This window comes from Tardiphaga sp. GW821-FHT12E02, from assembly GCF_058807155.1.
Genome location: NZ_JBXAQK010000001.1, coordinates 4420562 through 4444244 on the forward strand (window position 1 = coordinate 4420562; position 23683 = coordinate 4444244).

General features: G+C 58.9%; 19 protein-coding genes and 2 pseudogenes. 11 read left to right on the plus strand and 10 right to left on the minus strand.

Annotation, left to right across the window (positions count from 1 at the left end; genetic code table 11):
- Window positions 1–43 precede the first annotated feature (43 nt).
- Window positions 44–1162 (plus strand): DUF6538 domain-containing protein, encoded by a 1119-nt coding sequence (locus AC1RQ5_RS21050; RefSeq protein ID WP_493201519.1) that lies wholly within the window; start codon window positions 44–46, stop codon window positions 1160–1162.
- Window positions 1163–1538: 376 nt separating this feature from the next.
- Here AC1RQ5_RS21050 and AC1RQ5_RS21055 read toward each other — a convergent pair whose 3' ends face one another.
- Entirely contained in the window at window positions 1539–2798 is a 1260-nt protein-coding gene (locus AC1RQ5_RS21055; RefSeq protein WP_493201521.1) for a cytochrome P450, read from the minus strand.
- Window positions 2799–3715: 917 nt separating this feature from the next.
- On the opposite strand from AC1RQ5_RS21055, the gene AC1RQ5_RS21060 reads away from it, so the two are divergent.
- Complete coding sequence (locus tag AC1RQ5_RS21060; protein ID WP_493201523.1) at window positions 3716–4660, plus strand: fatty acid desaturase; 945 nt, start codon at window positions 3716–3718, stop codon at window positions 4658–4660.
- On the opposite strand, the gene AC1RQ5_RS21065 is transcribed toward AC1RQ5_RS21060, so the two are convergent.
- Window positions 4634–5077 (minus strand): DUF4440 domain-containing protein, encoded by a 444-nt coding sequence (locus AC1RQ5_RS21065; RefSeq protein ID WP_493201525.1) that lies wholly within the window; start codon window positions 5075–5077, stop codon window positions 4634–4636. The two genes, AC1RQ5_RS21060 and AC1RQ5_RS21065, sit on opposite strands and share 27 nt — an antisense overlap.
- 107 nt (window positions 5078–5184) lie before the next feature.
- Between AC1RQ5_RS21065 and AC1RQ5_RS21070 the strand changes: the two genes are divergently transcribed.
- Together AC1RQ5_RS21070 and AC1RQ5_RS21075 are read left to right on the plus strand one after the other, a co-directional pair.
- Complete coding sequence (locus tag AC1RQ5_RS21070) at window positions 5185–7002, plus strand: prolipoprotein diacylglyceryl transferase family protein (protein ID WP_493201527.1); 1818 nt, start codon at window positions 5185–5187, stop codon at window positions 7000–7002.
- Between the two features lie 1121 nt (window positions 7003–8123).
- A complete protein-coding gene (locus tag AC1RQ5_RS21075; RefSeq protein ID WP_493201528.1) occupies window positions 8124–8294 on the plus strand; it encodes a hypothetical protein in 171 nt (56 codons plus the stop codon).
- A 129-nt stretch (window positions 8295–8423) separates the two neighbouring features.
- Here AC1RQ5_RS21075 and AC1RQ5_RS21080 read toward each other — a convergent pair whose 3' ends face one another.
- Window positions 8424–9347, minus strand: coding sequence for an AEC family transporter (locus AC1RQ5_RS21080; RefSeq protein ID WP_493201530.1), 924 nt, complete (start codon window positions 9345–9347; stop codon window positions 8424–8426).
- On the minus strand, window positions 9344–10513 hold the full coding sequence (locus AC1RQ5_RS21085) for an aminotransferase-like domain-containing protein (RefSeq protein WP_493201532.1): 1170 nt from the start codon (window positions 10511–10513) through the stop codon (window positions 9344–9346). Before AC1RQ5_RS21085 ends, AC1RQ5_RS21080 begins: the two co-directional genes overlap by 4 nt.
- Before the next feature lie 87 nt (window positions 10514–10600).
- Here AC1RQ5_RS21085 and AC1RQ5_RS21090 point away from each other — a divergent pair, with 87 nt between their 5' ends.
- The gene (locus AC1RQ5_RS21090) at window positions 10601–11491 is read left to right on the plus strand and encodes a LysR family transcriptional regulator (protein ID WP_493201534.1); all 891 of its coding nucleotides are present in this window, start codon (window positions 10601–10603) and stop codon (window positions 11489–11491) included.
- A gap of 8 nt (window positions 11492–11499) precedes the next feature.
- Here the strand turns inward: AC1RQ5_RS21090 and AC1RQ5_RS21095 are convergent, their stop codons facing one another.
- Window positions 11500–12390 carry an MBL fold metallo-hydrolase gene (locus AC1RQ5_RS21095; RefSeq protein ID WP_493201536.1) on the minus strand — a complete coding sequence of 297 codons (891 nt, stop codon included), beginning with the start codon at window positions 12388–12390 and terminating at the stop codon, window positions 11500–11502.
- The gene (hutI, locus tag AC1RQ5_RS21100; protein ID WP_493201538.1) at window positions 12387–13712 is read right to left on the minus strand and encodes an imidazolonepropionase; all 1326 of its coding nucleotides are present in this window, start codon (window positions 13710–13712) and stop codon (window positions 12387–12389) included. The genes AC1RQ5_RS21095 and hutI overlap by 4 nt, the downstream gene beginning before the upstream one ends.
- Window positions 13713–14104: 392 nt before the next feature.
- Between hutI and AC1RQ5_RS21105 the strand changes: the two genes are divergently transcribed.
- Genes AC1RQ5_RS21105 through AC1RQ5_RS21130 form a run of 6 tightly spaced genes read left to right on the plus strand, consistent with a single transcriptional unit; the run spans window position 14105 to window position 19298 of the window.
- Entirely contained in the window at window positions 14105–14806 is a 702-nt protein-coding gene (locus tag AC1RQ5_RS21105; RefSeq protein ID WP_493201540.1) for a TetR family transcriptional regulator, read from the plus strand.
- Window positions 14803–15570 (plus strand): ABC transporter ATP-binding protein, encoded by a 768-nt coding sequence (locus AC1RQ5_RS21110; RefSeq protein WP_493201542.1) that lies wholly within the window; start codon window positions 14803–14805, stop codon window positions 15568–15570. Before AC1RQ5_RS21105 ends, AC1RQ5_RS21110 begins: the two co-directional genes overlap by 4 nt.
- The gene (locus AC1RQ5_RS21115) at window positions 15567–16277 is read left to right on the plus strand and encodes an ABC transporter ATP-binding protein (RefSeq protein ID WP_398476812.1); all 711 of its coding nucleotides are present in this window, start codon (window positions 15567–15569) and stop codon (window positions 16275–16277) included. Before AC1RQ5_RS21110 ends, AC1RQ5_RS21115 begins: the two co-directional genes overlap by 4 nt.
- Window positions 16274–17134: a branched-chain amino acid ABC transporter permease gene (locus tag AC1RQ5_RS21120; protein WP_398476810.1), complete on the plus strand. Its 861-nt coding sequence runs from the start codon at window positions 16274–16276 to the stop codon at window positions 17132–17134. The genes AC1RQ5_RS21115 and AC1RQ5_RS21120 overlap by 4 nt, the downstream gene beginning before the upstream one ends.
- Before the next feature lie 5 nt (window positions 17135–17139).
- The gene (locus tag AC1RQ5_RS21125) at window positions 17140–18063 is read left to right on the plus strand and encodes a branched-chain amino acid ABC transporter permease (RefSeq protein WP_493201545.1); all 924 of its coding nucleotides are present in this window, start codon (window positions 17140–17142) and stop codon (window positions 18061–18063) included.
- An 11-nt stretch (window positions 18064–18074) separates the two neighbouring features.
- A complete protein-coding gene (locus AC1RQ5_RS21130) occupies window positions 18075–19298 on the plus strand; it encodes an ABC transporter substrate-binding protein (RefSeq protein ID WP_398476805.1) in 1224 nt (407 codons plus the stop codon).
- Between the two features lie 1111 nt (window positions 19299–20409).
- Here AC1RQ5_RS21130 and AC1RQ5_RS21135 read toward each other — a convergent pair.
- The 4 genes and pseudogenes from AC1RQ5_RS21135 to AC1RQ5_RS21150 all read right to left on the minus strand — a co-directional run.
- Window positions 20410–20688, minus strand: a pseudogene (locus AC1RQ5_RS21135) (tyrosine-type recombinase/integrase); the annotation flags it as partial.
- A 207-nt stretch (window positions 20689–20895) separates the two neighbouring features.
- A pseudogene (locus AC1RQ5_RS21140) lies at window positions 20896–21488 on the minus strand (tyrosine-type recombinase/integrase).
- Window positions 21489–21717: 229 nt separating this feature from the next.
- Entirely contained in the window at window positions 21718–22752 is a 1035-nt protein-coding gene (locus AC1RQ5_RS21145) for a D-alanine--D-alanine ligase family protein (RefSeq protein ID WP_493201547.1), read from the minus strand.
- Entirely contained in the window at window positions 22749–23516 is a 768-nt protein-coding gene (locus tag AC1RQ5_RS21150) for a putative zinc-binding metallopeptidase (RefSeq protein ID WP_493201549.1), read from the minus strand. Before AC1RQ5_RS21150 ends, AC1RQ5_RS21145 begins: the two co-directional genes overlap by 4 nt.
- Between the last annotated feature and the right edge of the window lie 167 nt (window positions 23517–23683).

Sequence of the window (23683 nt, forward strand, 5' to 3'; positions counted from 1 at the left end):
ATAGACTTAGAGAGACCGCCTTGCTACACAAAGGTGGTACACATTGGCAGTCATCAGCTACATGCAGCGTCGAGAATCGGGCACTTATGAATTCCGCCGGAGACTGCCTCAAATGCTCGCCGGCAAGCTCGCCCCGGCGCATTTGCGCGATGATTTGAGCGAGCTAATCAACGCCAAAACGAAGCTCTTCAAACGTGAGTACGTCCGGTCGCTGCGCACGAGTGACACGCGCATTGCAAAGACGCGAGATCATCAAGAGGCGTTGAAGTTTGATCGGCTACTGAAAGACGCGCTGGCAGCCTTTCAGCAATCGCCGGAGCCCCATGGCGCACCGAAGCAACTGGACCTCAAAGAGCTTGGCGAATCCGTTTATCGACAGCTTCTTGCCGAAGATGACGCTGAACGCCTGACTGGCGATGATCGTCGAAGGCTGGGCCCGTCCGGCACTGAACGCGCGAACGCGTGGCCGTTGCTTTCGGAGCTACGTCCTGCATCAACGATCGGGATGGAGATTGACCACGCAGAGATGTACGGGCTCCTCAACGAAGACCTCTCTGGCGAGTATCGTGAAGCTTTTGCTCGTAGAGATCCCAGCATCGTATCCACTGAGACTAGCATCGAGCTTAAGCGGCGCGGCATCTTGTGGGACAAGACGTCGGAGGAATTTCAAGCTGCTGCTCTAGTCGTACTCAAGGCTCACGTAAGGGCATACGATGACATAGGGAAGCGTCAGCAAGGTGCTGATATCCCGACACCGATTGAGGCCCCAAAGGGCCATCGAGGCCCCAAAATTAGTGAAGCATTCGCGGTGTGGAAGGCCGGTGGTCGCGGTGTCAGGGGCGCGAAGACTCCTGCGGAGAAAACAATCGCAGAGGCAACACTTGCGGTCCGCTATCTCACAGACCTCTTTGGCGATATCCGGGTCGGTGACATAACGCGCGCCAGAGCACGAGAGTATTCCCAAGCCGTAGAGAAAGTGCCGGCCCGGTTGCCCAAGCATCTTCGCTTCGAGGCAGCCAACCGCATCCGTTTTAGGAACCGTAATCGGCTGCTCCACTTTATGGCATCTGCGTATTACGGCGTTGACCGATTTCCGGCGACACACCAGAGAAACTTTCGATCCTGCTATTTAAGGCTACGAACTCGTTACGGCAGAACATAGATCTTCAGCCTGATTAGTATGTCCAGCCCGCCTCACACTTGGTGCAGCGCGGCAGTTGGAGACGATGCTCGAAAAGGTCCATACTACGTGATCGGAATTTAGGGGCTGCATGAAGCCCGCTCCTGTACAGTACTAAGCAGACGAAGGTCTCTCTGGTCGCGAACGCCCGCTGCACTGGTGCAATGCGGGTTCTAGCGATGATTGGCGAAATCTCTCGATTGGATGCAGAACTCGTCCTTGAAACAGACGGCAGCGTCGATGACTTAGAGCTGGCCAAGGACCTCGCAAAGATGGATCGCGGCACAAGGAGGTGCTGGCCGCGCTCACTCATCATATCGGGTCCAGATCTATGTAGATGAGAGCCTGTGGTATCGCGTCATACTAGCGGATCTACCCGAACAAACGCATCCGCGTCCGGTCTCATCGTTGCTCCTAAGCGGAGGCCACTCGTCTCCTCTTTTCTGATCGAATAAGCTCGCAGGATCGATCTAATTAAACAAGCCGCTTCAGCTTCAGCAAACTTTGCTCCGATACACGCGTATGCACCTGCACCAAAGGGAATAAATGCCAGGTTCGGACCTGAACTACGAGACGCCTTGTGAAATCGTGTCGGCATAAAATCATGAGGAGACTTCCAGTGACTAGGATTTCTGTGGGAAATTAGCGGGCACACGAGGATATTTGTACCAGGCGAGAAATTCTCCTTGGTGGTGACGTGGCGGCTCGTAACGGTTCGATGCATCATGTATGCAGGAGGATAGAGCCGTAAAGTCTCCGCCCAAACGCAACTGAAGCTCTCAGGTACCTCACCTGAAAAGGCAGGCGTCGTAGCGAATTCATGCCGAATACATGCTTGCCAACTTGGATTTTCCGCGAGCAGCGAGGCCATTTGAAAGATTGCGGCCGCGGTGGTCTCAAAACCCGCAGCAACTAAGCCGAACAACTCGTCTACCAAACGGTCGAGGCCGATATCATCTGATCGGCTGACTAGCGTCTGTGCGATATCGCTCGCTTCATCCGATCGTCCAATTCGAGCTTCCAACTCAAGTCGGATAGCGAATTTGGCTTCTGCTACCAGTGTATCGATCCGACGCCGCTCTCTTGATTTTGCCCATTTAGGTAGGTCGAGCACCGCCGACAGGCTGGGGCTTCCGACTACGTCGACGGCAGCAGATACTGCGCTAAAAATTGGCTCGATCACCTCCTCAGATCTAGACGAAAAAATGTACTCGACAATTATTTCCGCGGAAAGTCGCCGCAAGCTTTCAAAGGTGAGCAAACACCCCGACGCCCCGATGCGCGAAATGTAATCCTCGGCGCGGCGGTTGGAGAGATTTTGCAATTGAGGAAACAGGCGTGAATTAATCGCCGCAGCAGCAACCTTGCGAAACGTGTTGCGGTCAGGGCCATCGTCACACAGGATACTATTGCCAAGCAGCAGCCGGAGCGCATTGTTGTGAATATTTCCGCGCTTATAGATGCTGTTTTGCAGCACCTCCCGAATCGTCACGGGGTCATTCAACAGGACAAGTCGTCTACCTAGAACAACAATTTCTGCGCTATCAAAATCAAACTTGCGAGGCCACATCCCGAGCAAGAGGCGCAAAGGCTCTAAACCGTTTCTGAAGCGGAGCATAGCAAGGTCCAACTGTAAGAATCTTGTTGCTGTATGAAATGCATTACTTATAGTTGCACAAATCCTACAAATTACGCCAACCTTTGGTGACGGCGACGTGAGTTATCTTTTACGGAAGTACTACTACGATGCTATCGATCGGAGTGGGCGTTACTTTTATTGTTACGATGCGCATACGCCTCTCTTTCGTGGAAAGATCCAGTTCGATGAATTCTCTTGCCCGCAAGAAGAGTGGTCGCGCTCCAGGGTCTGGTTATCGGCTACGCAAGCTCCTTTGAGCATCACTAAGGGCAACGAAATTCGGCGACATAAACTAGAACTCTCTGCACAATGGACTGGTGGCGATCAAATACCGCCATACGCGGAACTAAACACAGAAACGTTTGACTGGAAGTTAGTACAAGTTAGAAGTGATGCGCGCCTCAGCGGGCCGCATGGGGCGCTGAACAGCCCCTATGGCTACGGGGAATGCCTAACTCTTCGGGCTAAGCCATGGGATCTTGGACTAACCCACCTGTCTTGGGGGCGGTTCATTTGTGACCAAGCTTACTTGGTATGGATTGTCGGCAGAGGCGAGCAGGAAATCAACTTCGCGGTCTCGGATCTAGGGCGAGAAGAAGGCGTTTGCCGAGAAGCGACCTGTGTAACATCAGACAAAAGTACACTCGACCTCCAAGATATGGTTTCCGAATGGCACGAGCCAGATGTTCTTGATACCCGTTCAATTATTATACGAGGCGCAGCGAAAATACTTTGGTCGAAAGTGCCTAAGATCCAGAGATCAAAGAAGTTAGTACGATGCAAGTTGAACCGCGGTGGCCAAATTTTTTCCGGTTTGGCGATCTTCGAGGACCTCAAGATAGGCTGATACGATGCGATCGCGCCTGCTCCCAAAAACAAGCGACCTACGGCCGAGGATGCAGCTCTATATTACAGATTTGATCTTATCTAGCTCAATAGGCTGGTCGCTATTTCTACTCGCATTGTACGATAAAAGCTCTGTCTGGGTAGCGGCACCATCTGCTCTTCTTCTGTACCGATCCTTTATGTTTCTCCATGAACTAACTCATCTGCCAAGACGCGAACGAGAGATGCTCATGCCGCTGTGGAACGCTGTATGCGGGATTCCGTTTCTCTGTCCATCGTTTTTGTACGTAGGTGTTCACGAGATACATCACTCCCCGAAGAGTTTCTCTACAGAAGAAGATCACGAGTATATCGCGATTGGCCACCACCGGCTTATGGGCGTACTTGCTTATATCGTCGGCGCTAGCGTTGCTCCGGTCCTGCTGTTGATCCGGGCCATAGTACTCACGCCCGCCAGCTGGGCAAGCAAACAAGTTCGCGTCTGGACATTGAAGAACGCAAGTGCGCTCACCATGAGACCAGGACAAACCCGTAACCTTGAGAATCTCCGGAAAAACTCGCGCTGGGAATGGTGGGAGAGCCTTACCGCGGCCTTCGCCGGAGCAGCCGTGCTTTCTTGTGCAGCAACGAATTCCTGGTCGTTCATATGGATGTGGCTAATCGTTTCGATTTCTATTGCATTCTCGAACGCGATTATCACAGTAATTTTGCACTCGTATGAGATGTTTGACTATCAACAAACAGGGCGAATTGAGCAAGGATTAGACACTGTTGAGATCGGCGGCGGGATTCTGACCGAAATTATCGCTCCCCTCGGGCTCAAGTTTCACGCCACACATCATATTTTGCCGCGTCTACCCTATCATGATCTCCGTGAAGGCCGACGCCGGCTTGAGCAAGCCGGTGTCTCCCTCCCGCCTGTGCAAGGCGGCATCGTGATGTGCATCGTCAGAATGATGACCGGCTCTTTACACAAGCAACTTCGAAGCAAGTGAAGTTATCTTCGATACGATGTCGCCTCGGATTGGAGTTTCTTGATAGCTGATTTGAAGCCACTTTCTGTTAGTGCTCCGCCATACAGAAGTTATAATAGATTCACCTGCTCCTTGATCTGAGCCTGAGACAAAACTAACAATTGATTGGCCAGCGAATTCGGCCTTGTATGTAGCTTTATAGCTGATAATCGCTACATCTTCAGACGGCCATCGGACTTCAATGTCCGAAAGGTCATAACTAGAGATTGTTATAGACTTCAAAAGACGTTTCGCTTGATCGCGACTAACGCGAAGGCCCGCGGGTGCAATAGAAGTCCAGTTCGGATCGATAAGCTCGTCCATCAAGGTGCTATCTTGCGACTGGTTTATTTCCCAAGCCTTACGCTCCAGGTCTTGAATAACTGAGTCAGGGGGCATTTGAGCTCCTTAAACAGCGCCGTTGCGATGTGTGCAGTCTTGTAATACTCGCTCGGGTTGTCAATTAAATTCTGACTGGTTATCGTCCCCGTCCTTGGGGGTGAGCAATGCGCATCAATAGAGCTGCGGCGTCAAACATCCTATACTGTTCGATGTACATCGTCGGGTTACCGGCGCTACTGATTGCCTCGTCTGGGAGGCACCTTGCATTGGCGGAAGGGATTGAAGCTCCTCGCGTATTGGCTGCCATTGATCTAGTTGGGGGAAGCGTTCTGCTGGCCGCTTCGCTGCTTTCCTTTGTGCAGATGACCGGCAAGCTCCCGAGCAACTACGATCGGCCGTCTGCTGCGGTTGTAAGTGGCCCATACTCTCTATTTGACGACCCGATCTATCTGGGGTTCTGCGTAGCAACTGCTGGCATTTTCGGGCTGGCAAACTCTGGTTTTGGGCTTCTCGTTATCGTGCCGCTGCTTGCATCTGGTGCAATTGCGCTGACGGTCGGATACGAGAATGACACAAGGCCAAGATCTCCGGGCTTTAAGTCTCTAACTGCTTGGCCTGATAACGTCGCAACTACAGCGACACGACGAGACCAAATTGCGGCCTCGTTGCATTTACTGTTCATATGCTATGTCTTTCTCCACTTGAGCGCACTTGGTTTGACACAATTTAGCGCAGTATTTGCAGGGTGTGTGACTGCATGGATCGCATTCACGGCAGCCGTCTTTATGCGTCGAAAGATTACGGCATCGAACCTCGTCAATTACATGCGACACGAGTATATCGCAGCCGTCATCCTCATTATAATGTTCTTCGCGCCGAGCCGGGGTGAGCAACTCTCGCTATCTTGCGCTATGCTGGTGCTCGGCGGATTTCCGTATCTGTCTACTGAGCGTGGACAGCTGAATCGGCTTTGGCACTTGGCTGCAGCACTCACGACAGTTCTCGGCTTCTATTTATATTTTCGAGTTGAGAACGACGGTTGGGCGCTGCCCACTATTGCGCTGGGGCTGCCTCTTACGGTCTCGGCCACTCATCGAATTTTTATCATTGGAAGTCAGCGATTAGCGAACTCGTGGTCGGCAGCGGAGTTTAAAGGGGTTCGTTTTTTAGGCTATGGCGTATACGCTGGTCTCGGAGCGTTAGCTGGAATTCTCATATTCGGCATATTCGCGAACGATCCAAGCGGATGGCAGGCTGCCTATCTAATGATGCTCGTTTTGCTTGGAGCTGGCATCGTCGGGCAAATTCTTGAGTATGGAGGCCAGTTAGCTAGACCTTTCGGCTACTTTGGTGCGGTTGTTGGCGGCACTGTCGGCGTATTGAGTTTTCTTTTTCTGACGTACAGCCATTTTTGGATAGCGGCTGCGGCGCTTGCCGTGTGTACACCTTGGATTCAATGCATCGGACGTCTGCGCTGTCTGGTTCAGGGGTGTTGTCATGGACGCCAGTGTCCTTCGGATGTGAAGGGTATCATCTACCGGCACCCCATGAGCAGGGTAGTACGCATGTCAGAGCTGGTGGGATTAAGTACTTATCCAACTCCAGTCTATTCGATCTACGCAAACTTTTTGATCGGAATTCTGCTACTCAGATTGGCTAAGACCGGCGCCGACGGGGCGTTGATTGTATCGGTGTATCTGATCGGTGCCGGTTTATCACGGTTTGTCGAGGAGCATTTTCGCGGGGAACCGCAGACCGCGTCCATTGGTCCGTTCAAGAACTACCAATTGTTCTGTATGGCTCAATTCTTATTAGGCGTGCTGATTTTGTTTTTTGATGCACATCAGGTGCTCACCATTTCAGAGCTAACGGTGCAGCAAGTAATTGTCGCGACTGTTGGGATGGCTTTGTATTGGTTTGCGATGGGTGTCGACTTCCCGGCATCGAACTCTCGTTTCTCTCGACTAAGCGCTCGGGATTAGCTCAATAAGATGCTGGCGCACAAATGCTTCTCGTTAGAGGCTCTGGAATTCAACTCTGAAATCAACCTCTTTACATCGTTTCTCTGTGAATGCTTGCTCAATGCATCTTCCTCGATATGAATGACTTTGGACGATGCGTCTGCTCCATCCCGTGCTTGATCGTTCCTAAATCAACAGGCGTCGCCTGCTGCCATGAGATCTCATCATACATAGGAGACCTCGCACATCGAGATCGTGGCCGCACATCTCCATGAAGATTGCCAAAGCGACCATGTCGCCATAGGCGTAGTTTGCATGTCCTACAATATCTGTCGCCATTCCCTTGTTTGTAGAAACTACCATAAGCCATAGTACGGTCGCAAAAATAACCGATATTTCAATGCCTTATAACAGGATTTGGCGTTCTCCTCGTGTGCGTAAGCCAGACTTTGGAGGGCAAATTGCGCACCGCAACAGCTATTTTCGGCATGCGATGAAAATGCGAACTCCATACCGCAATCATGAATGCCTTTTGTCTTTGCTTGTTGACGAACCAACAAGACTGGCCGCGCCACTTGACCTCCAAAACGCTGGTTGGGAGAATAACCGGCTTTATGCCCCCAACACTACCTAGCCAAACTAACACATCAGTGCTACAACTGCTCATCAAGGCGCGAAATTCCTCAGCCTTTTCAATGAACTCTGAGCGCCACCTTCGAGTCCGGCAGGGGGCACCAGCGGTTGGTGCGAGGTCGCTTTCCAAGGACAGCAAACCAGCCGAAATCCATCAACAAACCATTGATCTTGTGCAAGTTTGACTGAGGCGCGACGTCCACGGTCGTCCTGGTTGTCCAGCGACATCCACGATTTTTGTTGGTCTTTTTGTTGGTCCGGGCGCCCAATGTGTTGGTCCGGCGCTTTGGATTGCTTGAATGCTCACTGACGCTAAATGTAAAAACGCAAAGGCTAGCGAGTCGACCTACACACTCTCCGATAGCGAGGTCTCCATCTACTTGTCCGCTCTAGTGGCACCAAGGCTTGACGCCTGGCCTACAGCTTCCTTTGCAAACAGAAGTCCCTCGCATTGGGGACCTACCCCGCAATCGGATTGAGCGCAGCGCGATCAGCCAAGGACAAAGCAATTGCTGGCGCGTGGCGCTGACCCATCCCACCAACGCAAGCTTGACCGGAGCGCAATTGAACGATCACACGCGAGCACCTTCGAAGCCATCACGGATGAACTCATCACCAAACTCGAAAAAGAGAACTACCCCGCAGAAAAAGCGATGGCTCGTTTCTTTGACCGAACCTGAGATTGGCAGTCGTGCGGCACGGAAGACCGCGCGGGGCGCGCCTTCGACCTGAGCTCCTGCGGCCGCTTTGCGCCAACAACGGGCTTCGTTTCTAGCCAGTCCTCAGATATGTGAGTATACTCGCGCGTATTAGATTTGACTGTTCAGCAGCAGAAGCACAGCCGGCACTGCAACGATCGCAACGGCGGTCTGGAACGCAACTATGCCCGCCATAAGCTCGGCATCACCACCCAGTTGGCGCGCCATCACATAGGCGGAGGACGCCGTCGGCAGCGACTGGAACAGCACCGCGACGATGATCGCCTCGCGGTCGAGGCCGAGCGCGATGCAGATCACGGCGGTCGCGAGCGGCATCAACACGAATTTCGCCGCCGAAGCCCAGATCGTCGGCGCCAGTCCGCGCCCCAATGCCTTCCAGTCCAGCGCAGCGCCAACGCATAGCAAGCCAAGCGGCAATGACGCCTGGCCGAGTGCCTTGACGCAGCCCTCAATGCCAGGCGGCAGGCCGATATGCGTAACCTGCAGCGCGATGCCGATGACGCAGCCGATGATCAGCGGATTGAGCGCGATGCCGCGCAGGATGCCGCGAAGCGTCGGCTTCGCGAAGCCGTAATGCGCGAACACGATGACGCACAGCACGTTCACCACAGGCACGACCGCCGCATTGGCGACCGCCGCCAGCGGCACCGCATGCGCACCGATCAAACCGACGGCGGCGGTGATGCCCACATAGTTGTTGAAACGCACGCCGCCCTGGAACACCGAGGTGAAGGCCGGGCCGTTCGGCGCGACGATGCGGTTCAGCACGACCAGCACGCCGCCGGCAATCACCGTCGAGCCGATCAGCGCCGCCACCATGCCCCAGACTGAAATGTCTTTGAGATCGGCGGTGGCCAGCCCGTGCACGAACAGCGCCGGCAGCAGCAGGAAGTAGCTGAGCCGTTCGGCCTGCGGCCAGAAACTGTCCGCAAGAAACTGCCGCTGCTTCATGGCGTAGCCGAGCCCGATCAGCAGGACGATCGGGATCAGTGCGATGACGATGGTGCGGATCATGCGTGCACCGCCGCCGCCAGCCGCTCCGCGGCGACCACGATGTCCGCCTTGGCGAGGCCGGCGAAGCACAGCCGCATACGGTCGGCAAACAGCCCGCTGTCCGGCTGCGCGCGAAACGCCGGCCCCGGCGCAAACAGCACGTCCTGCGCCACCGCGCGCTCGAACAGGTCACTGTTGCCCTTGTCGGCCGGCAGGACTGGAAAGATGAACATGCCGCCATCCACCACGGGCACCGTGAAGCCGGCTCTGGTCAGGACAGCGACCAGCGCATCATGCCGCTCGGCGTAGAGACCGCGCACGCGCGCGACATGATCGGTCAGGCGACCGAGTTGCAGATAGTGCCAGGCGACGCGCTGGGCGAGCGCATTCGGCTGCAGATCGCTTGCCTGCCGGGCCTCCTGCATCGCTGCGGCCACGCTCTCCGGCGCGATCAGCCAGCCGATCCGCAAACCGGGCGACATGATTTTCGACAGGCTGCCGAGATGGATCACCGTCGCGCCATCGACCTGCGGCGCCAGATCAAGCAGGCTCGGCGGTGGCGGCGCGCGAAACCAGAGATCGCTATAGGGGGCGTCCTCGATGACCGGGACGCCGTGCCTCGCGCACAGCGCAAGCAGTCTCAAGCGCTGCTCGCGGGTCAATGTCTCGCCGGTGGGATTGCCGAAGGTCGGCAGCGCATAGATCGCACGCACGTCGCCGGCCGTCTGCAGCACGGTCTCAAATTCAGCGAGCTCATTGTCGCCCGCCGGGATCTGATAGCCGACCGGAACGACGCCGATCGCCGCGCATGTCGACAGCACGGCGGGATAGACCGGCTCCGGCACCATCACCTTGCTGCCGGGCTCGGCAAATGTGCGGATGGCGAGATCGATGCCCTGCTGCGCGCCTGACGTGACCAGCAGGCGCTTGCCCGGCGGCAGCGTCGCGACGGTCTCGGCCAACGCGCCGATCAGCGCCGGGTCGCCGGCGCTGGAGCCATAGGTCCAGGCCGAAAAATCCCGGCTGGCGCGACTCGCCGCTTCCGCAAGGCCTTCGAGGTCGTAGGCATCCTTCGACGGGTGGCCGCTGGCGAGATTGAGCATCCCCGGCCTGGCGCCATAGGGAAACAGCGCGCGCAGCGGATTGGTCGGAATGGCGGCGATGAAAGGATTGATCGCAATTGTCACTGGAATCCCGCGTTTCTGGATGACGTCGGGATAATTCTCAATCAGAATGATAGAGAATGATCCAATAACCCAAGGTTATATTACGTGATGGATATGGTCGCAGACATACCACCGCTGGCGCTGCGGCTGCTGCCGCTGCTGGACCAGTCCGGCAATTTCTCCGAGGCGGCGCGGGCGCTGAATGTCAGCCAGCCGGCAGCCAGCAAGGCGATCGCGCGCGCCGAGGAAATCTGCGGCCTTGCCCTGGTCATTCGCGGCCGGCGGCCGGCGGCGCTCACCGCGGAAGGCCGCATCCTCGCCGACCATGCGCTGCGCCAGGACGAACTGGCGCAACAGACCGTGCGTCGCCTGCAGGACAGCCGCGCCCATGGCAGCGGCCTCGTCCGCATCGCCTCCTTCGGCGCCTCTGCATCGACGCATATCCTGCCAGGCCTCGTCGCCGCGGTGGCGCGGCGTCGGTCCGGCGTGCTGGTCGAGATTACCGAACGGACCGATCAGCCGGCGTTGCAGGCGTTACGCGACGGGCTGGTGGACTTTGCCATCGTCATCGAGAACGACGATCCGGATCTGGAACTGATGCCGCTCGCCCGTGATCGCCTCGTCGCGCTGGTGCGCATGAAAGATGCTCTGGCGCAGCGCACGACACTCGACGCCAAGGCGCTGTCGACGCCGCCCTTCATCCTGTCGAAGGGCGGCAGCGAGCCGCTGATCCGCGCCTGGTTCGCGCGCAGCGGGCACGAGCCGGTCATCCATCACGCGATCCAGCAGATCACCTCGATCCTCGCAATGGTGCGCGCCGGCATGGGCGTCTCCATCATCGCCGAGATGGCCGTGCCGGAAACCCATGCCGGGGTGGCCGTGGTGCCGCTGGCGCCCGGCTTCCCGCGCAGCATATGCCTTGCGCGGCGCGCGGGCGGCTTCGCCTCGCATGCCGCCGAGATCGTCTGGCACACCGCCGCCGAACGCGCGGTTGCGTGACTGCGCGTCTATGCGCCAATGCCGCGCGCGACCTTCTTGTCGAAGGCGACATGCTCGCCGAAGCAGAACACGCGGCCAGACTGCTGCTTCACAAAGTCCGGGGTCAGTCGCACTGCCCCGCTATCTGCCCAGATCGAATCCTTGCGTCCGTTGACCCATTCGTCAGGCGGCAGGAGTGTCGAGCCGCGCGTGGTCACATCCCAGATGCCGTAGTGATGTGGCACGATCAGCTTCGCCTTCAGGCGTTCGGCCACCGCATCGACCTGCGCCGCGCTGAGCACGTGATAGGAGCCATCGACCGGCAGCAACGCGACGTCGACCTCGCCGATCATGTCCCAGATGCTGTCCGGCGGATTGGGCCGGTTGTCACCCCAGTGCAGGATGCGCAGGCCGCCGACCTCGATCAGCAGCATGCAGTTGTCGAACGAGCGGCAATTGTCCGGCGGATTGGTCTTCATCGGCGACAGCCGCCGCGTCATCTCGGCCCAGTCATAGGCATTGTGCGTGCTGTCCGAGACGTGCTTGTCGGCGAAGCCCGTGATCTTCACGTCGGCGAATTGATAGGTGCCGATCAGGCGATCGAGGATGGTGTTGGCCGTCAGCACATGGACGGCGTCATGGTCGAAATGCGCGTGGGTCGATAGTGCGATATCCACCGCGACTTTCGGGAAGTCGTAAAGATACCAGTTCCAGGTGCCCCATGGCGGATTGCGCCAGGGATCGACCATCATGGTCAGTCCGGACGGCGACGTGATGCGGAACGCCGAGCCGCCGAAGAAAGCGAGCTCGACCGCGCCATCGGCGACCGGCGCAGGCGGCGTCGCCTGCATCTCGATCATGTGGTTGTGGTTCTCGGTCTGGCGCCACGCCCACAGGCCTTCGTCCATTCTGTCTTTCATGATGCTGTCCGATCGTTGCTGAGAGGCGAATTCCCGGCGTGGACACTGCCGTCCACGAGGATGTTTCCATTCTTGATGACCCACCGCGCCGAGTTGGCGCCGAAGCGAAACGCGAGTTGCCGGTAGTCCGGCACGTCGAACACGACGAGGTCGGCCTGCTTGCCCGGCGCGATCGAGCCGATGCGGTCGGCACGCCGGATCGCCCTGGCGGCGTTGAGCGTCACGCCGAGCAGCGCCTGCTCGGGCGTCAGCCCCGACAATCGACAGGCAAAGCCCATGCTGGCCTGCTGCGACAGATGCCAGCATACCGGACAGAGATCGGTGGCGACCGCGACATCGACGCCTGAACAGACGAGACGCTTGCCGTCGACGGGGCGCGGATGATTGACCGCCCAATCGAAGCCGGGAAAGAACGCGACAGCGGTGCCGGCATCGGCAAGCACACGCAGGTCGTCGTCGCTCAGCATGTTGCCGTGATCGACGGACGCCGCGCGCATTTCGGCCGCGAGTCGCGCACCACCGACATTGACGCGCGCATCGGTATGCAGCTTGGCGCCGAGGCCGAGATCGGCCGCCGCCGCCAGCACCCGACCGCATTCAGCGACGGTGAAGACGTCGGGATCGACATAGACGTCGCAGAAATCGGCCAGCTTCCGTTCGGCGATCGCGGGGATCGTCTCGCGGATCATCGTGTCGAGATAGCGATCGGCATGCTCCGCCGGTCGCGCATGGGCACCGAGATAGGTGCCGACGATGTCGAGACCCGTCTGTGCGGCGATCTGCTGCGCCGCCTCCAGCGAAGCGATGTCGCTCGCATGATCGAGGCCGTAACCGGATTTCGTCTCGATGGTCGTGGTGCCGCAGGCCAGCATGCTGCGTGCCCGCGCGATGGATGCAGCGACGAGATCGTCGACCGACAGGCCGACATTCCGCGTCCTCGACAACGGCACGCCCCATGCGATGCCGGCGGCGGTGAGGCCGCGATCATCGAGCCCCTCGCTGCGCCTGTAGTATTCCTGCGAGCGATCGCCGGCAAAGATCAGATGCGTGTGGCAATCGACGAGGCCCGGCGTCACGATGCCGCCGCCGGCGTCAATCACGCGTGTGCCCGTGCCGTGCAGCGCCGCCACCTCGTCGCTTGCGCCCACGGCAACAATACTGTCACCGCGAATGGCAACCGCGCCATGATCGATGACACCAATGCCATCCGCTCTGGTCGGATCGCAGAGAACAACCTGACGCGCGCCCGTGATGATGAGATCGGCGGGCACCGCATCGGCAAATGACTCCGGTGGCCGGATGCTCATTTGCGAGAGGCGCATGGAAGATTCCAGTTCAGAAAACGTTGCGTGGCCGACGACCGGGTCGACGCATCCTGCTTACAACCCGCTCCGTCCCGCGCGCAAACAAGTGAAAATTCGAACTGTTCGAGTTGAAATACACTTCGTTTGGAAATAACGTAAGTATTAACTAGTGATCACACGCGCGTCTCGTCAGTCACGTCAAGAATTCGGAGGACGTTTTACTCGAATGAACAAATATTAGGCGCATAGAATTGCTGTCATATCGTGAAAGACAACTGATTTATTCTCCGCATGATCTCCGCCGGCATGACGGTCAATGCTTTGAAGAAAAGCTATCGTTCAAAAAACAAGCAAGCACGCCTGCTTTTTTTGCTCCCGAGATTGAAGTGTGCCGTGCCAAGTTCCGGGACATGAACAATACGGCTACCTTCAAGGAAGACCCCGAGGCCACCGATGGCCGCGAGGTCAAAGGCGCGATGATGCGCGCGCGCCTGCGTGCCGCCACAGAGCAATTGATCGCCGAAGTCGGCGTCGAGGCCGCCTCCGCGGCGGCGATCGCCCTTCGCTGCGGCGTCTCGCGCGGCGCGATGCTGCATCACTATCCGACCCGCGATGCCCTGATCGTCGATACCGCCGCGCATTTCTGGCAGCGCGCGCGCGACATCGTGGCCGGCCTCGCCGACGATGTGAGTCATGGCCGCACCGATGTCGCCACCTTTGTCGGGCGCCTCTACGATGAAGTCTTCCGCGCCAACGCGCTGGTCACGATGCTCGACCTCATGGTGTCGGGCCGCTCGGAAACGCGTATCGGCGAAGCGGTCAACCGCATCCTCACCGACCTGTTCGCCTCCTACGAGGACCTCGGGATCCAGGCCTTCCAGTCGTCCGGCCTGCCTCCGGAACGGATCCGCGTCATCATCACGCTGATCGTCTCGACGCTGCGCGGGCTGCGTATCCAGGACAATATCAAGCCGGACGAAGCGCGGGTGCGCGATGTGCTGGCGTCGCTGACCACGGCGATCGAGGCATTACTGCAGACGGAAGCACGCGTCCCTGCCCGCCGCGCCGGCAAGACAACTGCCGTGAAAGCGACAAGGAGCCGCAAGAAATGACCCCGCGCCTCGTGGCCAGCGGCCTCACCAAGAGCTTTTCCGGAACGACCGTCGTCGACAACGTATCGTTCACAGTCGATGCCGGCCAGATCGTCGGTCTGATCGGCCCGAACGGCGCTGGCAAGACCACGCTGTTCAACCTGCTGTCCGGCGTACTCAAGGCCGATTCCGGCACCCTCGCCGTCAACGGCGTGGACGCCATCAACCTGCCGCCCCATCGGCTATCGCGGCTCGGCCTTGTGCGGACATTCCAGCTTGCGCGCGAACTCGACAAGCTGACCGTTCTCGAAAATGTCCAGCTCGCTGCTCGCGGCAATGTCGGCGAATCGCTCACCGCCGCGCTGTTCCGGCCGGGCGCCACGCGCGCCGCCGAACGCGCGATCACCGCACGTGCCCGCGAGGTCCTGTCGCTGGTGTCGCTGTCGGCTCACGAATCCAAGCCGGCCGCCACGCTGTCCGGCGGCCAGAAGAAGCTGCTCGAACTGGCGCGCTGCCTGATGGCGGAGGCCGACACCATCCTGCTCGACGAGATCGCCGCCGGCGTGGCGCCGCATCTGGTCGAGGAGATCGCGCTGCTGATCCAGCGGCTCAACCGCGACCACGGCAAGACCTTCCTCATCATCGAGCACAATATCGGATTCATCCGCAATCTTTCCTCGCGCGTGGTCGTGATGGCGTCGGGCAAGGTGCTGGCCGAAGGCAGCTTCGAACACGTCGCGTCCGATCCCGCCGTCGTCGCCTCCTATCTCGGGCAAGCCGCATGACCCTTCTTCTCCTCAAAGACCTGTGCGCCGGTTATGGCGGTGGCGACATCGTCCACGGTGTCAATCTTGCCCTCGCGCCCGGCGAGATGGTCGCGCTGGTCGGCCCGAACGGCGCCGGCAAGTCGACGCTGCTGAAATCCATCGCGGGTGTCGCCAATGTCACCGGCGGCACGCTCGAACTTGACGGCAAGGACCTGGTCCCGCTGCAGCCTTCGGGGCGCGCACAGGCCGGGGCGGTATTCATGCCGCAGGAGCGCAATGTGTTTCGTACGCTGTCGGTGTCGGAAAATCTTGCCGTCAGCGCCTGGGGACATCGCGATATCGCCGCGCGTCGCGACGAAGTGGTGACGCTGCTCCCCACGATCCGCGACTACATGCACAAGCGTGCCGGCGGCCTGTCGGGCGGCCAGCGGCAGATGGTCGGCCTCGGCATGGCGCTGATGGCGCGTCCCCGCGTGCTGCTGGTGGACGAACCGACCGCCGGTCTGTCCCCTCTGCTGGTCGGCGATATGCTCGACACGCTGCGCCAGCTCGCAGCCTCCGCCAATCTCGGCATCCTGATCGTCGAGCAGAACGCCCGTGCTGCGCTTCAACGCGCCGACCGTGCCCTCGTCCTGGTCGATGGCCGCGTGGTCCGCGAGGGCCCTGCCGCCGCCCTTGCCGACGAACCCGATTTCGGCGCCCTCTTTTTTGGTCACGCCGCATGATACAAATGATCATCAACACGCTCGCCAGCGCCGCCATCGTCGCGCCCGGAGCCGTCGCCTTCACCCTCGTCTTCACGCTGTTCCGCTACGCCAATTTCGCGGTCGGCGGCTTCGTCACCATCGGCGCGTTCGCCGCCTGGACCTTCAACGTCCCCCTTGGCCTGCCGATCTGGCTGTCGGGTATCGGCGCCATGATCGTCTGCGCGATTGCTTTCGCGATCAGCGACCGCCTCGTCTTCCGCGCGCTGCGCGGGCGCAGCGGCGGCACGCTTCTGCTGGTGTCGATCGCTTTGTCCTTCGTGCTCGAAAACATCATGCGCTTCATCTATGGCGCACAGCTCAAGAGCTTCGACCTGCCATTGACCGGACCGATCGTGATCGCCGGCATCCGCATCACGCGCGAAACGATCGCCGTGGTCTCGGTGTCGCTGCTCGCGATCCTGGCCGTGGGTGCCATCCTGATCTTCACCCCGCTCGGCCGCGCGCTGCGCGCTGTCGCCGACAATCCGTCGCTTGCCAATGTGCGCGGCCTGCCGGTCGGCCGCGTCGAAACCTTCGGCATCGCCATTGCCGGCGCCATGCTCGGCCTTGCCGGCACGCTGGTCGGCGTCGATCTCGCCATCGATCCGAACCTGAACTGGGCCGTCACGATTCCCATCATCGCCGCAGCCATCGTCGGCGGCCTCGGCTCGCCGATCGGCGCAGCGCTCGGCGCGATCCTGATCGGCGGCGCCGAAGAACTCACCGTCGCATTCCTGGCGCCCACCTACAAAGGCGCGGTCGGCTTTGCGGTCATCGCAATCGTTCTGATCCTGCGGCCCCAGGGCCTGCTGGGTGACAAGGTGGACCGGAAGTAATCGCCATGGAAAGCTATCTCGTCGCCATCCTCACCGTCGCGGGCATCTACACGATCCTCGCGCTTGCCTTGAACCTGCAATTCGGCCTCACCGGCCTGATCAATTTCGGTGTCGTCGGCTTCTACGGCCTCGGCGCCTATGCCAGCGGCATTGCCACCGAGACCTTCCACATGCCGTTCGTCGCGGGCCTCGCGATCGCGATGATCGTCGGCTCGATCGGCGGCGCCTTCGTCGCGCTGCTGTCTTTGCGGTTATCCGGTGACTTCCTCGCCATCGTCACGCTCGGCTTTGCGGAGACCATCCGCCTCGTCTTCAACAATGAAGACTGGCTGACCCGGGGCCCTGCCGGCTTCAGCATCCTGACCCGCCCGGTGATCGCCGGCCTCTCCCGCCAGGGCAATGCATGGTTCGTGCTCGGCGTCATCTCGGTGGCCGCAATCATCGTCTTCCTGCTGATGTGGCGGCTCGCACGGACGCCCTACGGCCGCGTGCTGCGCGCCATCCGCGAGGACGATCTCGTCCCCTCCACGCTCGGCAAGAACATCTTCGTCTACCGCCTGCAGGCCTTCGTGCTCGGCAGCGCCATCATGGCCGGCGCCGGATCGCTCTATGCCCATTACGTCCAGACGATCACGCCGGACAATTTCACCACGCCGGTCGCCATCCTGGTCTGGATGTCGGTGATCGTGGGCGGCGCCGGCAACATGATCGGCTCGGTGCTCGGCGCCCTCGCCGTCGTCTTCATCTATGAAGGCACCCGCTTCATCGGCCCCTGGCTGACCATGCTGGACGCCGAGCAGATCTCCGCATTGCGTTTCATCATCATCGGCGTCGCCCTGATCCTGATGATCCGCTTCCGGCCGGAAGGGCTCCTGCCCGAAACCTCTCAGCGGCCAGCAGAAGCCGCCTCCCGCACCACCACCTCGTAAGGAATGGATCGATGAAACTCACACGCAGACTGTTCGTTACCGGCTCCACCATTGCGCTCGCCACGCCCGCTCTGCTCCGCTACGGCGTGGCGCAGACCGGACCGATCAAGATCGGCAGCCTGACGCCGCTGACCGGCGGCGGTGCGCCCTATGGCCCGGAAAAGGCCAAGGCACATCGCGCCGTCGTCGACCTCGTCAACGCCAATGGCGGCGTGCTGGGCCGCAAGATCGAACTGATCGCCGAGGACTCGCAGACCAATCCCGAGGCCGCCGTGCGCGCCGCGCGCAAGATGATCGACGCCGACCAGGTCTCGGCCATCATCGGCACCTGGGCATCATCGGAAACCATCGGCATCCAGCCGCTGTGCCAGGAAGCCAATGTCGTGCAGCTGTTCAGCGGCTCGTCAGACAATCTGCCGGACGGCGACAAGAAGCGCCTCTGCTTCAACCTGCAGCCGCTTAACAAAGCCTGGTGCGTCGCGCTCGCCGATCTCGCCGTCAAGCGCGGCTTCCTCAAAATCGCCTTCGCCGGCCCGAAGAACGACTTCGCGGCTTCGATGGGCGCCTCGTTCAGCGCAGCGCTACAGAAAGTGGGCGGCCAGATCGTCGGCGAGCCGCTGTACTACAACCCGACCCAGGTGTCGTATCGCGCCGAAGCCGAGAAGCTGATCTCCAGCAAGGCGCCGGCGCTGTTCCTGGCCGGTTATGTCACCGACATGACTGCGCTGTATCGCGAGCTGATCCGCGGCGGCTACACCGGCAAGGTGTTCGCACTGTCCTTCGCCGTCGGCCCGGACTTCAAGAAGGCCGTCGGTTCAGCAGCGGACGGCATCCTGCACGGCTCGCCGGTGCCGCCGGTCGGCAAAGACACCTATGACGCCTATCTGCGCCTCGTCGGCTCGAAGCCGAACGGCCAGATCCAGTTCCCGTATGGCTGCGCCGCCTATGACGAGATCAACCTGCTGCTGCTCGGCATCACCGCCGCCAAGTCGACCGAAGGCCGCGCCATCGCCGACAACATCATGAAGGTCGCCAACGGCCCCGGCGAACGCGTCACCACCTACGCCGAAGGCGCCAAGCTGATCGGCGAAGGCAAGGCGATCAATTATGACGGCGCCAGTTCGTCGGCCGACTTCCTGCCCAACGGCATGCTGAAGAGCCGCGATTTCGCGCTGTACGAGATCAAGGGCGGCGAGGACGTCGCGATCCTGACGACCACCAGCAGCGCCGAGTAAGCGCGGTCGATTGATCGAAGCAAAGGGCCGTGGGAGATGATCTCCCCAGGGCCCTTTTTCCTTGCATCGACGGGCCGGCGCACGGCCGCAGCGCTCAATCGACGACTTCGACCTGCAGCACGCCGTTGAAGCGGTTGAAGGCGCCGCACAAAGCGACGCGCCAGGTCAGTTCGACGATCTGCCCATCGCTGAAATGTTCGCGTAGGCGTTCGAACATTGCGTCGCGGATGCGATGCCAGTTGCTGGTCACCGCCACCGAATATTTCGACGACGAGGCGATCGATCTCATCTAACTCGGTATGGTTCTCCCATTTCAGAAGATTGGCGGCGCCGTCCGGCGTGATGCCGTCCACCTGCAGCTTGGGCGTATGCTGCGCGATGCAGAAATTGCCCTTATTGACCAGCGACACCGACACCAGCGCGAGTTCGAGATAACGCTTCTTCAGCATGCCCTCGTCGGCGAGGTCGGTCAGCATGCGCCAGGCATGTTCGAAGATCGGCAGGCGATTGGCCATGGCGCCCGACTGCCCCTCGAACGGACCGTAGACGAGCATGCGATCCCACAGGGGCTTGAGGTGATCTGGCAGGTCGTCCCGGCGCTTGAGTGTGACGCGGGCCACGGCAAAACTCCTTGGATGATAGGACGTGCCTGCTCCCGCAGGAAGTGCGGCCGAAGCCGCCAAGCATTAGATAGGTCGAACGCGCAGTCCTACCCAACGGCAGCCTGCATGTAAAAGGCAGAAATACCCAAAATATCAGCCCAAGCGCAGTTGCCGTGCGACCAGACGGCATATCCGAAGTGAATGTTTCTCCGCATCAACGAGCGATGCAGGTCGAAGCCGGGCCGGCCAGGCTCAGGCGCAAATGCGCCGCCACTTGCCGGAAAACGACATCCAACAACCGAACGCTGAAGAAGTGAGGCTCTTCCGGATGTATATGCCACCGAATACTGCTCCCCAAATCTAGACTACAATCCTGCAGAAATACCAATTCTAGTCATTCGAAGCTCCCTTTTTCCTTGCGGGCCCCACGGAGGGGTGGACCACGTCGCAATCCCTCACGTCAGCTTTGCGCCAAAACGGCGCGTCACCATGTGATGCGCCTCATTAGCTTAGAGATCTATTTGCTCCGACATGACTAATGCGTCACCCACCTCGATTCCGAGGTACCGAACGGTGCTTTCAAGCTTGGTATGACCAAGGAGCAATTGAACCGTACGAAGGCTGCCTGTCTTTTTATAAATCTGAGACACTTTGGTTCGGCGTAGCGAATGCGTGCCGTAGCGTCTCTGATCCAACCCCAGATTAACCACCCATCGATCGACGATCCGCCCCTATTGTCGCGTAGACAGATGAGGTTTAGCTGACTTACGGCTTGGCAACAGAAAGTCCAACGAGAGCCACTTCCGTTCGGTTAAAGTGGAAGTTTCTGGTCAATAGTCTGATCTTTGTTCCAAGCGGGCATAAGGATCGCCTCCGATACCAACAGGTCCCACTGCGTCGCTCCAGGCAAGCGAGGAAAGGATATCGGGTCACTCTGAATAACGGCTTTGCGCCAGAAGGACGCATCACCATGTGATGTGCCTTGGTCCGTTCACTTAGAGATCAACTTGTTCTGACATGGCCAGCGCGTCATCCACTTCGATTCCGAGATAACGTACAGTGCTCTCCAGTTTCGTGTGACCGAGAAGCAATTGAATTGCGCGAAGATTTCCAGTTTTCTTGTAGATCTGAGATACTTTCGTTCTGCGCAACGAATGCGTTCCGTAGCGCCGTTGGTCCAGTCCGACGCTGGCTACCCAACGATCGACGATCCGGCCGTATTGCCGAGCTGATAGATGAGGTTTAGCTGAACTTCGGCTCGGAAATAGAAAATCTGACGAGAGCAGCTTCTGTGTGGCGATCCATTTTTCCAAGCTGCCCCTTGTCTGCTCCGAGAGTTCAAATTGGACTGGGCGCCCCGTCTTCTGAATAATTGTCGCTCGATTACGCAACATCCCGGAAATCGTAAGATCTCTAACTTTTATGTAGGTCAGATCGCAAGCGCGAAACTTACTATCGATCGCTAGATTAAAAAGAGCCAAATCCCGAAGGTTCGAAACGACCTCCAACCTGGTCCTTATTCCCCAGACTTCCTTCGGCTAAGCGGGAGTTTCTGACCAACAATTTGGCCTTTATTCCAAACAGGCATGGAGTCGGCTCCGATGCCGACCCGCCCACCTCCTAGCTCCCAAGAGCCAGAAAGCTTAAATCTGGAATGTTCAACGGCAGCTTAGCTCCATAAGCGGACATCCATTCTGTCTGAGATGAAGCCTGATCATCTCATCCGTTCGCTCGACGGGTGTTCCCGGTGAAAGGAGCGGATATATTTTCCATCGAGATCGACAAAGCCGCTTGATAGGCGCCATTTTCGGATCCGCCTAGCCGATCGACGCCCCTGCTTTCGCCCGGCTGATTGCCAAGGTCAAAATGCGCTGCAGCAAGCTCGTGTAATCAATCCCGTCATACAGGGCCGCCTTGGCAAATTCCTGACTCTTCGCGATCTCTGGATTAGGGTTGGCTTCGATGAAGTAGGGCGTGCCATCTGCAGACAAACGAAAGTCGATGCGCGCATACCCATCTAGCCCCAACGTTCGGTAGATGCGCTTTGCAGTCCGCTGGATGCGAGCGGTGACTTCGGGCGCAAGATCATCAGCTGGCCCATCGACGATGCCGACGCGCTCCTGATAGTCGGTATCGTGTTTTGCCTTTTCGGTCGCGATCCGCCGTGCGCCCTGGCCACCCAGATTACCAAACTTCAGTTCCCAGACAGGCAGAGCACGTAGCCGGTTATTGCCGAGCACGGCCACATAGAGCTCACGTCCCTCAATGTACTGCTCAGCGATCGCGGCTGTCTGGAGCCGCTCGTGGACAAAGGCGACGCGCTCCGCAAGTTTCTCGTCGCTATCAACGATTGAGGCCTGCGAAATCCCATTGGACCCATCTTCGCTGAGACTCTTGACGATCAAGGGCAAAGCTAGCCGCGCGGGGCGTTTGACCTTGCGATGCATCGGAAACACACCGAAGGCCGGCACCGCGATTCGGCGATTCTGCACCAGCGTCTTGGACAGGTCTTTGCCACGCGCCAGGATCAGGCCGCGCGGATTGCACCCCGTGTATGGAATCCGCATCAGCTCGAGCAGGCTCGCGATGTGCTGATCGAACGTGGTCGTGTAGTGAAATTCTTCCAGCAACGTATAGACCACATGGGGTTTGAAATTTTCGACCTCGTCGCGGATCGGCCGGATCTCCTCCTGAACGGCGAGCGGACGAACGTCATGGCCGGCCGCGCGCAATGTGCTGACGACGTCAAATTCCGTCTTCCAGAGATTGATCTCCTGTGCGCTGTAGCCATCGGTTGAGTCCGGCGGTACGCAATCGGGATGCATGAGAACGAGCACGCGCAGCCGCCTCATAGCGCAATCCATTTGCGCCTGGACGGACCAAACAACGCGTGCATGGTCTTGGCCGTCAGAAGAATGGTGAAATTGACCAGCAGTTGCTGTTCGGGTCCGGATGCACGTAGATCCAGCTCGCGACACCGTGAGATCATGTCGTCTAAAACGGCATCGAGTGTGAGCTGGTTCTCGCCCGTCCATCGCGCAACCATCTGCCTGACCTGCGCTCGATGCCGCCTGATGAAGGACGCCGCCGGCTGCGCGCGTTGATGCCGAGGATCGGCTGAGAAAAGACGATTGAGGTCGCGATCGTAGGTTGTCTGCGGCGTGAAAGCATAGAACGCCTGTTTAGTCTGATAGTGTTCGCTGAGCGTTTGGCGCAGCTTGGACAGAGCATCGACACGCTCGCGTGTGGTGACCAGCTGCTTTGCGCCGGCGATCTCGCTCATCAGCTCATCGACATATTCAAGCTTCTTCAGCGCCGGCCAGCCGGCATAGCGGGCTCGCCAGTTCGACCGCGGTCGCAGCCACACCGCAAAGGTCTCCGCAAAATCCTCGTCCGGATGACTCTGTGCATACCAGCGCCGTAGGTGCTGAACGTAACGCCGGCTGGCGGGATTTGGCCGATAGTAAAGTGGATAGCGCTTGGACGACAGGCCGAACAGTTGTTGCCAACGACGGCGACGTTGCAACTGGTATGCATGCTGCACGGCGTGGCCCGTCTCGTGACGAAGAATAGCCATGCACTCCGACCGGGTGCTGCCCTCGGCCTCGAACATCATCTTCTTCTCAAGCTTGATCAGGCGCGGATGAGCGAGATAGAACGGGATAGCAACGCCTGGCACATGCGCCGGACTGAACCATTCGCTCGAAATCCACATATGCGGCCGAAGCAGAATGCCGCGATCCCCGAGCTCCTCATACAGAGCGCTGATACAATCCTCGAGCC

Bases quoted from the DNA above. Each gene is read 5' to 3' on its own strand.
- AC1RQ5_RS21055 (WP_493201521.1), bottom strand. From the start codon at position 2,798: ATGCTCCGCTTCAGAAACGGTTTAGAGCCTTTGCGCCTCTTGCTCGGG.
- AC1RQ5_RS21060 (WP_493201523.1), top strand. From the start codon at position 3,716: ATGCAGCTCTATATTACAGATTTGATCTTATCTAGCTCAATAGGCTGG.
- AC1RQ5_RS21065 (WP_493201525.1), bottom strand. From the start codon at position 5,077: ATGCCCCCTGACTCAGTTATTCAAGACCTGGAGCGTAAGGCTTGGGAA.
- AC1RQ5_RS21070 (WP_493201527.1), top strand. From the start codon at position 5,185: ATGCGCATCAATAGAGCTGCGGCGTCAAACATCCTATACTGTTCGATG.
- AC1RQ5_RS21080 (WP_493201530.1), bottom strand. From the start codon at position 9,347: ATGATCCGCACCATCGTCATCGCACTGATCCCGATCGTCCTGCTGATC.
- AC1RQ5_RS21090 (WP_493201534.1), top strand. From the start codon at position 10,601: ATGGATATGGTCGCAGACATACCACCGCTGGCGCTGCGGCTGCTGCCG.
- AC1RQ5_RS21095 (WP_493201536.1), bottom strand. From the start codon at position 12,390: ATGAAAGACAGAATGGACGAAGGCCTGTGGGCGTGGCGCCAGACCGAG.
- hutI (WP_493201538.1), bottom strand. From the start codon at position 13,712: ATGCGCCTCTCGCAAATGAGCATCCGGCCACCGGAGTCATTTGCCGAT.
- AC1RQ5_RS21105 (WP_493201540.1), top strand. From the start codon at position 14,105: ATGAACAATACGGCTACCTTCAAGGAAGACCCCGAGGCCACCGATGGC.
- AC1RQ5_RS21110 (WP_493201542.1), top strand. From the start codon at position 14,803: ATGACCCCGCGCCTCGTGGCCAGCGGCCTCACCAAGAGCTTTTCCGGA.
- AC1RQ5_RS21115 (WP_398476812.1), top strand. From the start codon at position 15,567: ATGACCCTTCTTCTCCTCAAAGACCTGTGCGCCGGTTATGGCGGTGGC.
- AC1RQ5_RS21120 (WP_398476810.1), top strand. From the start codon at position 16,274: ATGATACAAATGATCATCAACACGCTCGCCAGCGCCGCCATCGTCGCG.
- AC1RQ5_RS21125 (WP_493201545.1), top strand. From the start codon at position 17,140: ATGGAAAGCTATCTCGTCGCCATCCTCACCGTCGCGGGCATCTACACG.
- AC1RQ5_RS21130 (WP_398476805.1), top strand. From the start codon at position 18,075: ATGAAACTCACACGCAGACTGTTCGTTACCGGCTCCACCATTGCGCTC.
- AC1RQ5_RS21145 (WP_493201547.1), bottom strand. From the start codon at position 22,752: ATGAGGCGGCTGCGCGTGCTCGTTCTCATGCATCCCGATTGCGTACCG.
- AC1RQ5_RS21150 (WP_493201549.1), bottom strand. From the start codon at position 23,516: ATGATGTTCGAGGCCGAGGGCAGCACCCGGTCGGAGTGCATGGCTATT.